Origin of the sequence: Bacillus sp. K2I17, assembly GCF_002209985.1 — a bacterium.
In the GTDB taxonomy this organism is placed as follows: domain Bacteria; phylum Bacillota; class Bacilli; order Bacillales; family Bacillaceae_G; genus Bacillus_A; species Bacillus_A wiedmannii.
On sequence record NZ_NJGF01000061.1, the window covers coordinates 1 to 14742 of the forward strand.

At 32.0% G+C, this 14742-nt stretch carries 10 protein-coding genes and 3 pseudogenes; 4 read left to right on the forward strand and 9 right to left on the reverse strand.

Annotation, left to right across the window (positions count from 1 at the left end; translation table 11 throughout):
• Both CER22_RS29065 and CER22_RS29070 read right to left on the reverse strand, forming a co-directional pair.
• Nucleotides 1-243 (reverse strand): annotated as a pseudogene (locus CER22_RS29065) (polysaccharide deacetylase); the annotation flags it as partial.
• Between the two features lie 347 nt (nucleotides 244-590).
• On the reverse strand, nucleotides 591-752 hold the full coding sequence (locus tag CER22_RS29070) for a hypothetical protein (protein WP_243707113.1): 162 nt from the start codon (nucleotides 750-752) through the stop codon (nucleotides 591-593).
• 156 nt (nucleotides 753-908) lie between these two features.
• Here CER22_RS29070 and CER22_RS29075 point away from each other — a divergent pair, with 156 nt between their 5' ends.
• Entirely contained in the window at nucleotides 909-1463 is a 555-nt protein-coding gene (locus CER22_RS29075; RefSeq protein ID WP_088610266.1) for a helix-turn-helix domain-containing protein, read from the forward strand.
• 148 nt (nucleotides 1464-1611) lie between these two features.
• On the opposite strand, the gene CER22_RS29080 is transcribed toward CER22_RS29075, so the two are convergent.
• The gene (locus CER22_RS29080; RefSeq protein ID WP_088610267.1) at nucleotides 1612-3039 is read right to left on the reverse strand and encodes an S-layer homology domain-containing protein; all 1428 of its coding nucleotides are present in this window, start codon (nucleotides 3037-3039) and stop codon (nucleotides 1612-1614) included.
• A 1049-nt stretch (nucleotides 3040-4088) separates the two neighbouring features.
• Here CER22_RS29080 and CER22_RS29090 point away from each other — a divergent pair.
• Nucleotides 4089-4343: a hypothetical protein gene (locus CER22_RS29090; protein ID WP_048528538.1), complete on the forward strand. Its 255-nt coding sequence runs from the start codon at nucleotides 4089-4091 to the stop codon at nucleotides 4341-4343.
• A 119-nt stretch (nucleotides 4344-4462) separates the two neighbouring features.
• On the opposite strand, the gene CER22_RS29095 is transcribed toward CER22_RS29090, so the two are convergent.
• Both CER22_RS29095 and CER22_RS29100 read right to left on the reverse strand, forming a co-directional pair.
• Nucleotides 4463-6406, reverse strand: coding sequence for an ABC transporter permease (locus CER22_RS29095; protein WP_088610269.1), 1944 nt, complete (start codon nucleotides 6404-6406; stop codon nucleotides 4463-4465).
• A complete protein-coding gene (locus CER22_RS29100; RefSeq protein ID WP_088610270.1) occupies nucleotides 6381-7151 on the reverse strand; it encodes an ABC transporter ATP-binding protein in 771 nt (256 codons plus the stop codon). The genes CER22_RS29095 and CER22_RS29100 overlap by 26 nt, the downstream gene beginning before the upstream one ends.
• Nucleotides 7152-7937: 786 nt before the next feature.
• On the opposite strand from CER22_RS29100, the gene blaIII reads away from it, so the two are divergent.
• Together blaIII and CER22_RS34235 are read left to right on the forward strand one after the other, a co-directional pair.
• A complete protein-coding gene (gene blaIII, locus CER22_RS29105; RefSeq protein WP_088610271.1) occupies nucleotides 7938-8888 on the forward strand; it encodes a class A beta-lactamase BlaIII in 951 nt (316 codons plus the stop codon).
• 163 nt (nucleotides 8889-9051) lie between these two features.
• Nucleotides 9052-9218, forward strand: a pseudogene (locus tag CER22_RS34235) (IS256 family transposase); the annotation flags it as partial.
• 231 nt (nucleotides 9219-9449) lie between these two features.
• On the opposite strand, the gene CER22_RS29110 reads toward CER22_RS34235, so the two are convergent.
• From CER22_RS29110 to CER22_RS29125, 4 genes and pseudogenes are all read right to left on the reverse strand, one after another.
• Entirely contained in the window at nucleotides 9450-10100 is a 651-nt protein-coding gene (locus CER22_RS29110) for an RpiB/LacA/LacB family sugar-phosphate isomerase (RefSeq protein ID WP_088610272.1), read from the reverse strand.
• A gap of 281 nt (nucleotides 10101-10381) precedes the next feature.
• Entirely contained in the window at nucleotides 10382-12343 is a 1962-nt protein-coding gene (locus CER22_RS29115) for a DUF3472 domain-containing protein (RefSeq protein ID WP_088610273.1), read from the reverse strand.
• 492 nt (nucleotides 12344-12835) lie between these two features.
• Complete coding sequence (locus CER22_RS29120) at nucleotides 12836-13264, reverse strand: DUF4879 domain-containing protein (RefSeq protein WP_179211951.1); 429 nt, start codon at nucleotides 13262-13264, stop codon at nucleotides 12836-12838.
• 317 nt (nucleotides 13265-13581) lie between these two features.
• A pseudogene (locus tag CER22_RS29125) lies at nucleotides 13582-14346 on the reverse strand (SDR family oxidoreductase).
• Nucleotides 14347-14742 lie beyond the last annotated feature (396 nt).

The following is a 14742-nucleotide window of genomic DNA, read 5'->3' on the forward strand; positions in this document are numbered from 1 at the left end:
TTTTCCTGGTCCATCATCAAAAGTTAAATATACAACTTTTCTTTCTTTACCATCAAAACGACTAGGCATTGATTTTCTAAATTCATTTTTAGGTAGACTGCTCACATGTTGAACACTGTTTTCTTCTTCTGCATTTACTAGCTTAGGATTCGTTATAGATTGAAACATGTAATAACCTATTGCTACTAATGTAATAGCCAGCAAAACGCTTATAATTCTTTTTTTCTTAAGCTTAATTTTCATACTATAATTCTTCTTTCTATCCTATTATTCCACTCTATGTTGTTTAGTTTTATCATTTTATTAAATAACAGAGTTCTTTAACCAAACTCTTTTTTAATTGATTAAGAATCTGTTTGATAGTACTCTTCCATTACTTCTTTTGAAACCATACTTCCTTCTATTCCCCATACAATATGTGTAACTTGATTCAAATTTTGTTTTAAAGCATTTTTTTGTATATAGTTTTTTCCCCTTTATACAATTTAATTAGCCACTTGTTCCTGCTGATTCTAATCTGATATCATCCTTATCTATTAATTATTTTAATAATATATATAAATATTTATTACTAATTGTATATGCACCGCTTAAAAAAATGCTAATGTTCTATCTACAAACCCAGATGCTCTTCCTACCGCCAGTCCATTTGCTATTTTTTTATTATCAATCCCAATATATTGCACGAAAATTCCCTCATATAATCCGGTCATCATACCTAAAAACATACAAGAAGAATAAATACCAATCATTTCTCCTCTTATTTACTATTCTCACAACTATGCAGGCGCTTGGAAATTTAATCATACTTTATTATAATTAAGTATATATTAACAACATGTTTAGTATAAGTAAATAAAATTAATTATAATTTAATTTTATTTACTTATTTAAAGGGGATTACACATATGAACAATATTAATGTTGGTCAAAAAATTATGGCATTTAGAAAAAGTGCCGGATTAACTAGTAAACGGTTAGCTGAATTAGCTGATATAACACCTTCCATGTTAAGTCAGATTGAGAAAGGAATCACGAATCCATCATTACAAACACTAAAATTAATTTCTGTAGCATTAAATATTCCTTTATTTAATTTTTTCTTAGAAGATGCCAATACAGAAGAATTAGTTGTAAGAGCTAATCAAAGAAAAAAAATAACTTTCCCTGAAAGCGGCAATGTTTCGTATGAGTTATTATCTCCTAATTTAGATGGATCACTGGAATTAGCTTTAATGAATCTTTTACCTCAAACTTCTTCATCTATGGAGCCTGTGGCACATAAAGGTGAGGAAATAGCATTTATTATGGAAGGACAAGTAAAACTATACCTAAATGAGGAGATTTTACTTCTCAATACAGGTGATAGTGTTAAAATTCCACCATATGCAAAGCATAAATGGGAAAACACTTCTTTAAACAAAGTCACTGTTATATTTGGAGTAACCCCACCATCTTTTTAATTTCAATTGCTATCACATAAAAGTTAGAGAAAATCATTCTCTAACTTTTTGTATACATAACTATATTTTAAGAAAATAAAAAACTTGTCTCATAATTATATGAGATTAAAAGTTAAACAATTAAGAATAGTAAAGTAGAGCTATTTGATTACATACTTAATTTACTTTTTAATGTCCAGTATTTTTCCCCATTAGCGTCAAAAGAGAATTCGACCCATCCATTTGGATCTTCACGATAAATAAAGATGTTTGTTCCAGGATTTAATGTACCAACATTATTTTGCGTTACATCAACATCTAATCTACTTTTAATTTTCAAATCAAATGGATAAGGTACATAGTAATAAGCTGCTGACGATACAATATTTGCTCTCGAACCATCTGCATACATTTTATACGGTATTTCATTAGATAATGCTTCAACATCTAATGTTTCAAGGCTCTTTGGTAACTTTTTTGCATATGTATAGTCTTCCGCACGGAACGGTTTCATACGTTCCATAATACCCGCAATTTTTTTAGCCCAACCTTTATCTGATGCATATTTCACGTTCATACCAGCTAAAATTGGTCCGTTATAATGCATACCACTTTCTTCTAAATATCTTTCTCGTACATAATTAGCGTTATAAGCAATACTGTCGCCGTAGGTTGGTAAGTATTTTGCATATTTAAACGGATCTCCATCATATGCACGTAATCCGAATAGGTTATGCTTTTGGTATGCAATTTCTGATTTTCCGTATCCAGATTCTAAAATCGCATGCGCCGCTAAATAATGAGCATTCACACCATATTGATTTTGCGCATTGATAAAATCTTGCCCATGTCCAACTAAGGGACTATCTGAATGATATTTTGCAATAAAACTATCAATCTCTTGAGCTGTCATTTTGGAAGCTACTGTTAAATTTAAATCTTCATATGATGTAGCAGTAATAATCTCTTTTTCCTTTAAAACATTCTTTGGAGTTAGTTGCATCATATCGGTTTTTGCAGTAAGTTGAGCAGCTTCAGCGCGTGTTATGAATCTATTTGGTTGCCAACCGTTATCAGTACCAACGGAAATTTTTAAATCAATTAAAATATTGGCGAACCTTTCACCCCAATGGCCTGTTAAATCCTCAAATTTACTTTGGCCATTATCATTTGCTGTACTTTGAAGTTTATACGCGTTTACTAGCATTGCCGCCATAGCAGCGCGCGTTACTTTTCCAGATGGATTGAAGATTCCATTACCTTCGCCTTTAATAATGCCAGCTTTTTCAGCTGCGGCAATATACGGCGCTCCCCAATGGTTTTGTGAATCTGTAAAGGATGGTTTTGCATCGAAGTCAATTTGTATACCTAAAACTTTTGTCATAATTGTTGCGGCGGAAGCTCTGTCTAATGAATCATTTGAACCAAAAGTTCCGCCTGGGTAACCACTTAATACTTGTTTATCTACTAAATAATTAACAGATTGCTCTGCCCATTTTGGAACATCAGGAAATTTTTGAGTATCTGCTAAAATATTAGAAGAATAAGATAATATTGCTCCTGCGAGGATACTTGTTGCGATGAATTTGTGCTTCATAAAAATATACACCTCTACCATTCTATCGTATTAATCAAATTGAGATTTTATATTTTTATATTTATATGCTTATAATCATGATGAATTTATATTAACATGCATTCAATTTGATGTAACGATTATAGTTACTTATATACACAAGTGTCAATGAATGTCTTTTACAAAATTGTATAATATTTACACAATTATAATTTTGCAATATTGTAATTAACTTATGTATAAGGTGAATTTATTAATTAATTTTTACTTAATTATATTTACCAGTACTGAAAATCGTGTTAATGTATATTTAATAATAGAATAACTAGCTTATAATAGTTGGTAATAAAATATTTATAATCTTTATATACTTATATTAAGATTTATAGTATAATCGGCCTGTCTGTTATTTGTTTTAATTCATTTGATTGGGCAATCCATTATAAAGAGGATTGCCTATTTTTTTATAACAGAATTATAAATTCTCACAGTTAAATTTAAAGAATTAATCAAGAATATAGTATGATTAATGTATATTCAATATAAATTAAAAAAGACAAGATGCTATTATCAAGAGGATCTTTACTATACTTTTACTTTTTAGACCTATGCTCGATCTTACCACAGCGAAAAATGGATTTTCTGCTATCCTTTTATACACTTGCTTTCTTAGCACATATGTTGAATACTCACGCTTAATTGCTCTTTCACTCTCTTTTAAAAGTTCAAACAAAAACCCCATGTATTATCCCCTCACACGGTATACATTTCTACTTCTATTTCATTCTATTTCCATCCATTTAAATAGAAAATCAACAGTAATACTATCATATTCAAACAATCTAGTTTACTATAATATTATTATGTATAATTTAATTTTATAGTTTTATAATATTAATTATCTAATTTTTATACGTAACAAAATATCAAATTACATATTTAGAATTTTTAGATATTTATTTATCAAGTTTAACGAATACAAAACATAAGTGGAATATGTTACCATTCCATTAACCCATTAAATATATATTATTCTAATAGGTTAATAAAAAAATAGAGGGGGATTTTTTATGTCAAAGTCACAAATTAAAAAGGTCGTTGGGGCGCTAAGTTTAACATCTGCTTTACTTATTTCAGCAATGCCTGCAAGTGCGGGTTCAGGATTGATATGGGTTAGAGACAAATACCCTAATGCATATGAATTTGATTATAATGGTGCAAAGGGAACAGTTAAGGTTTTTTACAGGGATAAAAAAGGTAATACTAAAACAAAGATAGAGAAATGCTATATGGATAACAACACTTGTTATGTACCAGATAAATGATAAATGAAAGTAATAAAAACACTCAATTCGAGTGTTTTTATTACTTTCTTATAGACAATTACAATATTTACTTTAAAGTTATTGTGGTAAAAAAATTCTCTTCTAGATGCATTCTTTTTCTATGAATACATTTCTGTATATATGCGTTTTAAATAGTGATTTCTAATAATAAAGAAGTAAATAATTTGTATACAAATAAAGCTTATTAATACAACAATTGAACTTTGAATAACGGACATTTCCTTACTTACTGTTTGTCCTAATTGATGAAACGTTAGAAATGCAAAACTACTATGAACCATAGCCACTATAATCGGTAAGAAAAATAGTAGCATCATTTGTCTTGTCACGATTTGCTTTAACTCACTTTGACTTAATCCTAATTTTGAAATCATTTGATATTGCTCTTGATCACGTTCTAAATCAGTAAATAGACGGAAATATAAAAAGCTTAGCATAAATACGAAAAATACAATCCCCACCATTACACTTGAGATAGAAAGTAATCCGTTTTGTTGTTTCAATTCAAGCCATCTTAAATACAAAGATGAAAACATATAATAATCCTCTTGATTCTTACCAATAATCTTCATAAGTTTAGTAGAAACTTCATTCGTTTCAGACCAATTTTTAACTATAAAACCGTATATGGTGTAATCTCGGAGTACGTTTTCTTGTTGAGCATTTTTGACCTTATTATAAACATCATCAGAGACAATAACAGGCTTTTCGATTAACGATAATTCTGGGATATAAATTGTTTTTTGCACAGAGAGTGGGACCTCTATTTCACCATGTATTATTTCAAAAGTTTTTATATCCTCCGCGCTTTTCTCGTTCTTATTTTGTCGTATAGCAATGCTATCATTTTCATTTGTTAATTTCTCTATTTCATACCCTAATTGTTTTGCATATTCATTATACGTAGATACATTAATTAACGCCAATCCGTTTAGTGTCCTTTTAAATTCTGTTGCAACAAGTTTATAAGAAAATCCATATTCTTTTAATTGCTTCTTTATCTCTTCAATATGGGCTTTTTCTTGTATATTCCCTTTATCCGATCGATACGTAAATGCATATGGGGTCTCATGTTTTGCTAGTTCTGGATTTCCAATAGCTGTACAAACTCCAATTGCTGTAAAAGAAACAGCAGATATAATTGTAACGATAAAGAATGTTCTCGCATTATCTTTCATTCGATACATCAATTCTGAAATAACAAGAAGATTGGTTCTTTTAAAGAATGTAGTTTCTCTATTTTTTAAAGTATATAACACATATACACACAATTGATTAAAGAAAAAGTAGGTTCCAAAAACAATTAATAAGACACCTACCCCTACAAGTAGTAATAATCGATCTAAATCCATGTAATTCACTGCGACGATACTGTGGTGAACACAGGAGTAACCTGCCCCAAATAAAATAAGTACCAACATGGATATCCAGACGGAAACTTTCGGCTCAGCTTTTGGTTTTTCCTCTGATTTTATGAGTTCTACAAGCTCATTTATTTTCATCATTTTCGATGTAAATAATGAAATAAGTAGAAATAGAACAAAAAAGGAGATAGCTGTTATTCCCATAGCCTTTAATGGAAAGTAAAATGCTAACCTATGCCCTACTCCCAATAAGGACCCAGTAACTAGTAAAAACAATTTAGAAAAAACCATCCCAAGCCCAATTCCTACCAGTATAGAAGGGATTCCAATCAACATGTTTTCGAAAAAAATTAATTGATGAAGCTGCCGATGAGACATTCCATGTAACATTAATAATCCAAACTCTTTTTTTCTATTTTTTAAAAAGGCACTAACTGAATAGAAAATAAATAAGAATGAAAAGACAAAGATTAAGTAATACGATAGTTGAAATCCTATTTTCCCAAACGTACTCATTATGGTGCTTACATGAGTCAATTCGCCTTGTAGGTTTGGATGAAAGTCAAGTAAACCATAAGTGAAGAAAATCATTACCGCAAATGTGCTACTAAAAAAATGCCCAAGATATATTCGTTTATTCCGTATAATATTATTAAATGCGAGCTGTCGAAATGTCATTTTTATTACCTCCTAACCTAGAAAGACTGTCCACAATATTTTTATAAAATAGTGGGCGATCACCGTTGCAGCAAACTTCATTGTATAACTGTCCATCTTTAATAAATATAATACGATCACAGTAACTAGCAGCAACTGGATCGTGCGTTACTAACATCATTGTTGCCTTTTCTTCTTTATTTAATAGTGTTAATATCTCCATTACATCTTGAGAGGATTTAGAGTCTAAGTTCCCTGTCGGTTCATCGGCAAGAACCAATGTAGGAGAGTGAATGAGTGCACGGGCTATCGCTGTTCGCTGCGCTTGTCCTCCTGATATTTCATATGTTCGTTTATTTAAAATTTCATTAATACCTAATTTTTCTGAAATAGATTCTACTCGTTTATTTATTCTTTTCACATTCATGCCATCTAATACAAGCGGAAGAACCATATTCTCTTTTACTGTTAATGTATGCAGCAGGTTAAAGGATTGAAAGACGAACCCTAATTCCTGTCTGCGAAATAAGGCCAAATCATTGACCGAAAGCTGATATGGATTTTTACTATTAATAAATACATTACCTGATGTTGGCGAGTCAATAGTAGATATCATATTCAATAACGTTGTTTTTCCACTACCCGAAGGACCCATGACCCCAACAAATTCTCCCTCTGTTATTGTTAAATTAATATTTGAAAGTGCCGTGTGTGAAACATTTCCTGTGTATTCTTTACTAAGTTCTTTTACTTCTACTATTTTCATATGAGAAATTCCCTCCATTTTTATTTACTAAGAATGAGATTTGATAACTATTACCTTCCTACATTTTGATTTATTTAAAATACGATTAATGTACTACTCATTAATAATTTGTTTCAGCTTTTATTATTTAAGGCTGTCATACTTGGTCGAATGTATTAAGCGCTAAAATAACTTGCTATCGTACTTCAGGATTTTTAAACTTGTTTCTGTTTTTCATTGTAGTAGTATGGTTGTTTTTCTCATATTGAAATATCTTTCATTTTTCTTACACGCTTGAAATGTTTCTGAAAATACAGTCTATGAGGTCAAGAAACATAATTTTTTTGAGAGATAGCATTGAGGAATTTTTCATATGCACTGTACTATATGCTACTAGATTTCCGTATAGATTTTATTTGCAATTCATCGTATTTTCTTTACCGTTCAACAAGTTCTTCCTATTCTTAAAATGGAACAAATTTATTGCTTAGAGTGTCTATTACGTGTATTCCAAAAATATGAAAGGACATATTATTACCAAAAGTAAAGTGATGTAAAAAAGTGTGTATTGAAATACTGCATTTAAATGTTACAAGTTTAATACTTTCACAGGTGAACGATTACAAGTGTAATTAAAAAAAGAAACAATCCAAACAACGTCTGTTCATTCGTCTAAATGTTTTAATTCTGCTTAACCTGTTAAAATTCAACTTCAAAAGTATTGTTATCCTATACACACTTTAAATAACATCGGTATTTAAAATACCAAAACAAAAACCATATATTCTTGAAAGAGGTTGAAAATTTATGTTCGTTTTAAACAAGTTCTTTACCATTTCACATTACAAAAAGATTGCACCTGTCGTATTACTTTCATGCGTTACATTAATAGGCTGTTCTAATAGTAATACTCCATCTGAATCACCTAAACAAACGAAACAAACAAATCAAATTAAACAAGAAAATACTGGTAATGATTCTTTTGCTAAACTTGAAAAAGAATATAACGCTAAGCTTGGTATTTATGCACTGGACACAGGTACGAATCAAACCGTTTCTTACCATGCAAATGATCGTTTTGCATTTGCCTCTACATCTAAATCATTAGCAGCGGGAGCTCTTTTACGTCAGAACTCAATAGAAGCTCTTGATGAAAGGATTACGTATAAGCGAGAAGACCTTTCTAATTATAATCCAATTACTGAAAAGCATTTGGATACAGGAATGACGTTAAAAGAACTTGCAGATGCTTCTGTTCGATATAGTGACAGTACGGCACATAATTTAATTCTTAAAAAGTTAGGTGGTCCATCCGCATTTGAAAAAATATTGAGGGAAATTGGTGATACTGTTACTAATTCCGAGAGATTTGAACCTGAATTAAATGAAGTAAATCCAGGAGAAACTCATGATACGAGTACACCAGAAGCAATCGCTAAGACGCTTCAATCTTTTACATTAGGAACTGTACTACCATCTGAGAAACGTGAACTATTAGTAGATTGGATGAAGAGAAACACAACTGGGGATAAATTAATTCGTGCAGGCGTACCAAAAGGATGGGAAGTAGCTGATAAAACAGGTGCAGGATCTTATGGGACAAGGAATGATATTGCAATTATTTGGCCACCAAATAAAAAGCCAATTGTTCTTGCAATACTTTCTAATCATGATAAAGAGGATGCTGAATACGATGATAAACTTATTGCAGAAGCAACCAAAATAGTCTTAGATACTTTAAAAGCTACGAATAAATAATAATCGATTATTGGAGAGTGTAATATAAACCGTGTAAATAACCTACTATCCTAGATAGAGGGCTGCTTCACGGTTTTTCTTTTTTTAAAATTACTATGAGGGAGTGGTTACACTTATTGTTAGATAGAAAAGAGATCCAAAATCCGTAAATTTAGCTCAATCAATTTTTAAAGCTTATCAATCGGAAACTGTTGAAGATATGCAAGAGGCTTTGAAAGACGTTGTTGGACCTATGTTTGAGGCAATGGTTCAAGGCGAAATGAATCACCTTCTTGGTTTAGATTTAAACTCAAAAAGTGAAAAGAACAGGAAAATCGTCGTAATGGATATCCACACTTTGGATACCTAAAGTGCCACAAACCTTGCGGTTATTTAGTAGCACTCCGTATCCAACCTCACTTTCATCCCATGCCTAAAGGCGATGGGCTTTTTCGTTGGAGAAGGACTGTAAAAGAACCCCAAAACAAATGGAATGGCAGTCATATTCCCCAATTGGTCAATGGTATTGAATCAACTTATAGTTAACATTAAAATTGCCAAACTTATTAAAAAACACAGTATTTATCTACCGTGATTTAAATCTGTCGTTTGTTCGATAAGATACTTTGATATATCTGTGTTGGTGCCATTCCGCAAGAGGAATTCCACTAAATCTTGTTTTTGAAGAACAGGATCAATAACAGCTACATCTAACTGACTCAGAATCTGAACGATGCCATGATGTGAAACACTCTTGATTGTTTTAAAGAGTTCTGCATCACGTTTCTTTCGTTCGGCGGATTCTTGAGGATACCCAGTATTGAACGGTTCTTCAAAAAGTTTCTCAAGCGTGAAGCGAAGATTTAGTTCGCCCGCCCAACCGAAATTCAATCCAAGTGGCAGTGATGCACAGTTTCCGTTATTTATCCTACCAAACAGAAACGCATCTGTTGGAGTTGGCAGATAACCACTAATGACATTCGGAAGTGTATTACAGGCAATCGGCATACCAACACCGCTACTACATCCAGTAACGACAAAATCAACTGCACCTGAGTTTAGAAGTAGACCAACAGCTAAGGACACTTGGATATAGCTTAACTCCGATTCCTCAATAGTAACGCCGAAATTCAACACTTCATATCCATGCTTAGCCACAGCCCTTTTTGTTTCTTCAAATATCAATTCATTTTTGCTAGTTTGGGTACTTGCTTGTATTACAGCTATCTTCATTCTTGCACGACCTTTCGATTTAATTATTACACAAGCCGAAATTCAAAAGAAGATAAAAATGATAAAACTAATCTTACCTTAATATTTGCTATTCTATTTGTTCGTTTCAAAAACTCACACATATTTTTTGACAATTCCGGTTATTATTTTCTATTTTTCCATCACAGTATTGTGATGCTTTTTATGTATTTTGAGAAGTATTGGTCATTTGATGTTACAGAAACTGTTATTCTTCCATTTCTATAGAAAAAGTTGGGGATTCCCCCAACTTTTTTATACATCTATTTTCTTATTAATCCTGTGGATGTGACCTGATATGTTCTTTTCTTACCTATATATTCCTGTTTTCCATTCTCAAGGTTAATTAAAGTCGCTCGAGTTTTTTCCTTTACTGCTTCCCCTTCTATATGAGTAAATTCTATATAATCTCCCACTTTTATAGGTACTGTTTGGGTTTCAGCATTTTGTTGTCTATTTCCCATGATTTCCTTATTGTACATAACGCTACCGGATGAGCCTTGGACCTTAATACTTACATATGTACTATTAAAGTAAGAATGCGGTACACCAGCTTCTAATTTGATTTTCAGCTCTTCTGCTGTTTTATTATAATCTACTTTTGCAATTTCTCGATCACTATATCCTTTTAATGACCATGCAAATTGTTTTCCATCTAGAATTGTTGTCTCTGGCATTTTTTCAACTTTCTTTAACCCCTCTTTACTAACCAGATACCTTGCTGTCTTTCCAATAGTCTCATTTTTGTTATTTTCAAGATTCGTTAATGTTGCGCGTGTCTTTTCCTTTACTGCGTCTCCTTCTATATGAGTTAATTCAATGTAATCCCCCACTTTTACAGACACAGTTTGGCTTTCGGTATTTTGTTGTCTATTCCCCACGATTTCCTTATTGTATAATACGCTACCAGATGAGTTTTGGACCTTAATACTTGCATATGTGCTATTGAAGTAAGAATGCGGTACACCAGCTTCTAATTTGATTTTCAACTCTTCTGCCGCTTTATTATAATCTACTTTTGCAATTTCTCGATCACTATATCCCTTTAGGGACCATGCAAATTGGGTCCCTACTAAAATATCAGAATTTCCATTTGTAATTCCTACTTTTTTCTCTACAGTTCGATCAAATATGTCTGTTAATGTAATTTTAGCAAAAGCCGTTTGAGGCAATTGCATAGTTTGACTTACCTCAGTTTGGTAGGACTTAATATTATCGATTACTTTCAAAGGTTGTCCCATTAACTTTTCATTGTCATAGATTTCAATTTTCCCTTTAAACTGTGGTGTACTTTGTTCTTTCAAATTCCAAGAAACATTTAATTTCTCATCTTCAAAGCGAATATTTTGAATATCAAAATCTAAAATTTCCATTTCTGGTTGACTAGGCTGATTTATATTGAAAGTTTTTCCAGTGCCAATAGTTGATTGAGTATTTCCTCCTGCCTTAACCCATAGATATTCTGAAGTTGCTCCTCCATCGTATTGATAGGACGTATCATGTTGCCCAGAGATACGCTGATTATTCCAAGAATTCCATTGTTTATCTGAAACTTTTCTGCTGTATCCATTTTTAAGGCGTGCTTCTCTTACATCTTGTCCATTACCAGCCCAGTCCTCTTGAAACATCGATAGACCATAGTTAAATGCAACATTCGCAACTGGATGATCCATAATAGCAACTAACTTCCATTGATTTAATTTATTATCTTTTATCCACTGGCCAAATTTTGTATGGCCATCTTCTTGCCATGAACGTAGAGTCATTCGATACCATTCACTATCTTTCCAATTATAAGTTGTTTGTACCTTCAGACCTGTTCCTTCCCCACCAAATCTACTGGCTTCTGAAGTTGGCGATAAATATTCAGCTTTTATTGCTTGGTTTGATGCTATTGGATCCCAAAGCGCAAAGTGAAGGGTACGTTTACCGGTTTGATCAAAACCACTTTGTTGTTGGAAGCCAGCATAACCACCACCCTCTCCCCCCTGATTCCAGTTATGCACAGCCCAATACGTATAAGGTGCTGTTTGGACTGGTGACCAGTCTATGCTAATAATATCTGAAGCAGCAGTATTTTGTGGTGTTACATAAACTGATGGAGCATGAGATCGGATTGCTGCCTTTGTACTAGAAATTGGTGCTCCATACATTGACATCATGGTGCAAGCAGCAGTAAACATAACAATCTTTTTTAGTCTTCCATTTGTTTTTGCTTTAAACATAACTTCCAAGCTCCTTTTAAATTATATTAGTTACATTGAATAATAACGATATACATACTATTAAACAAATTATGTAAAAAAATAACATTAGCTATGCTATCTAGTTATGTTTAATGTTTTTTTCACTACTATTACTAATCAAATTATAGTATTTTGAAATAAAATCGTATAATTTGTGACTAAATGTCGACTAAAAATATTATAAAAATTCATAAATATATAGTTTTAGATAATTATGCTGAAAAACTCATATTTTTTTGATTTTTCAATATATTAACCCTCTTAATTACTCGCACTATTAATCATAAATTTGTTTACAGAAATAACATTATGTAAACTTATAGCGTGACAATTGGATAAAATAGCTTATTACTTTGCACGTATCTTATCATTAGAATAAAAGAGCCCACCAAAAAACGTATACTCCTTTAGTTACCTAAACATTAAATATTGCAACTGACCAAAAAATTAACTTAAGATTCTTCTGTTAGCTTATTTAATATTTAATGACGTAGATAATGTATTCCAAGGTGCATTTGTAGATGTGTTTTGATATTTGAATTGTCCATTTTGCTGTCCCGAAGCATCCCATTTATACCCCCATCCATCAACTGTTCTATCACCATTAATATCAATCATCTTAGAATCTACTTTTTTTAGTTTTTGACCACTCATTTGAGCAATCGGATTTCTACCATATCCCATTTCATTTGTATAAATGTATAAATAGCTTCCTCCATGATCTTTAACTGTACTTAAATTGTTTGGACCTATAAATTCAACTCCGCCTAATTGAGATTCAACTTTTACTACATTTAATGATGTTAATAGTGGTGCAGGTGCTGCAGATACATCTGTCGCTATACCCACTGTTGCTCCCACTACTAATGACGAAACCCCTGGGATCATCCTTTTTAGCATACAATCATCCCCTTTATATTTAATACAAATTGATTCTATCATACTAATTTCAAATACTTTCTTCCCTGTGAAAGAGTTAACAAAAAGTACCTATTTATATATGAAATTGTGCATATTCATTGCATTTTTACTATTTGCACTTATCATTAATCCTACTACAGCATAATTGGCTCTCTACCTTTATGGACTTTCAACACTTGGACTCGTTTCAAGGTGGCTTTTGTAAGAGCTAATAAATGGTGCGTAGTTCGGTTATTTAGCAAATAAAAAATAAAGTTGCTAATCCAACTCATATTAAGTCGGCATTTCCTCTAGCATTATAAGCAAGATCCCCCACTTGCATCGATTAACTCACCAGTTATCCAACGACTGTCTGATGAAGAAAGAAAACCTACAATATCAGCTATATCATTAGGTTCTCCCCACCTATTAAAAGTCGATAAACCTGCAGCATATTTTTGTCCATCTCTATTCCCCAATGTCTCAGAGTTCATTTCTGTATTAATTATACCCGGGAGAATTGCATTTACTGTAATACCACGAGCACCAAGATGTTGCGCTAAAGTATGAGTGAGTGTATTAATTGCCCCCTTAGATATACTGTAGGCAAAAACACTTGGTGAGGCTACTCGTGTAACAAATGATGAAATATTGATAATCCGTCCTCCATCTTTTAAACGTGGTAAAGCCTTTTAAATAATGAAAAACGGAGCCTTCACATTAATATTCATAACCTCATAAAAAGACTCCTCTGTAGCTTCCTCTAACGTTAAAATCTGTCCAATTCCAGCATTGTTTACAAGAATATCAAATGCAGTATTACCTATATGTTTTTGAAGAGATTGATCCATCATTGAATACAAGTTATTAATACCGTTAAAAGTACTTAAATCTGCACTGATTGCAAATGCTGCACCACCATCTTGTTTAATTTTATCCACTACACTATCTGCTTCTTCTTTTCTTTTACTATAATGAACTACGACGAACGCACCAGCCTGTGCCAAATGTAAGGCAATGCTTCGTCCTATTCCCCTACTAGCCCCTGTTACTAATGCAACTTTCCCCTTCAATTTTTTCATCTCATGATCTCCTTGTTTAAGAAACTCTACTTAGTCATATCACAAGATACCCTTTGAAATGTTGCTCACTAATTTGATATCCATAAAACAAAGAGGCCGGCTCATAATTATAAGAGTCGACCTTTTCACTTCACATATAAATTGGCTATTCCTATGGATATAAAATAAAGTCACATACATATAGATATTTTAAAATTTATATATACAAAAAAACATTTAAATTGTTCTATTTCGATGTTATACTATTATTAACCAAGAAGTCTCCAATTGATTATATCTAATCACTACATTTTTTTTAATAGTCTTAATAAATATAAAAAGACACTTAACACTGATATTATCCCCTTAAGGTAGACAGTGTAAAAAGACCATGAACAAACATGGATGTTACACTTC

What these genes read in the sequence shown, in the direction of transcription:
- CER22_RS29070 (WP_243707113.1), bottom strand. Translation starts at nt 752, where the DNA reads ATGATTGGTATTTATTCTTCTTGTATGTTTTTAGGTATGATGACCGGA.
- CER22_RS29075 (WP_088610266.1), top strand. Translation starts at nt 909, where the DNA reads ATGAACAATATTAATGTTGGTCAAAAAATTATGGCATTTAGAAAAAGT.
- CER22_RS29080 (WP_088610267.1), bottom strand. Translation starts at nt 3,039, where the DNA reads ATGAAGCACAAATTCATCGCAACAAGTATCCTCGCAGGAGCAATATTA.
- CER22_RS29090 (WP_048528538.1), top strand. Translation starts at nt 4,089, where the DNA reads ATGTCAAAGTCACAAATTAAAAAGGTCGTTGGGGCGCTAAGTTTAACA.
- CER22_RS29095 (WP_088610269.1), bottom strand. Translation starts at nt 6,406, where the DNA reads ATGACATTTCGACAGCTCGCATTTAATAATATTATACGGAATAAACGA.
- CER22_RS29100 (WP_088610270.1), bottom strand. Translation starts at nt 7,151, where the DNA reads ATGAAAATAGTAGAAGTAAAAGAACTTAGTAAAGAATACACAGGAAAT.
- blaIII (WP_088610271.1), top strand. Translation starts at nt 7,938, where the DNA reads ATGTTCGTTTTAAACAAGTTCTTTACCATTTCACATTACAAAAAGATT.
- CER22_RS29110 (WP_088610272.1), bottom strand. Translation starts at nt 10,100, where the DNA reads ATGAAGATAGCTGTAATACAAGCAAGTACCCAAACTAGCAAAAATGAA.
- CER22_RS29115 (WP_088610273.1), bottom strand. Translation starts at nt 12,343, where the DNA reads ATGTTTAAAGCAAAAACAAATGGAAGACTAAAAAAGATTGTTATGTTT.
- CER22_RS29120 (WP_179211951.1), bottom strand. Translation starts at nt 13,264, where the DNA reads ATGCTAAAAAGGATGATCCCAGGGGTTTCGTCATTAGTAGTGGGAGCA.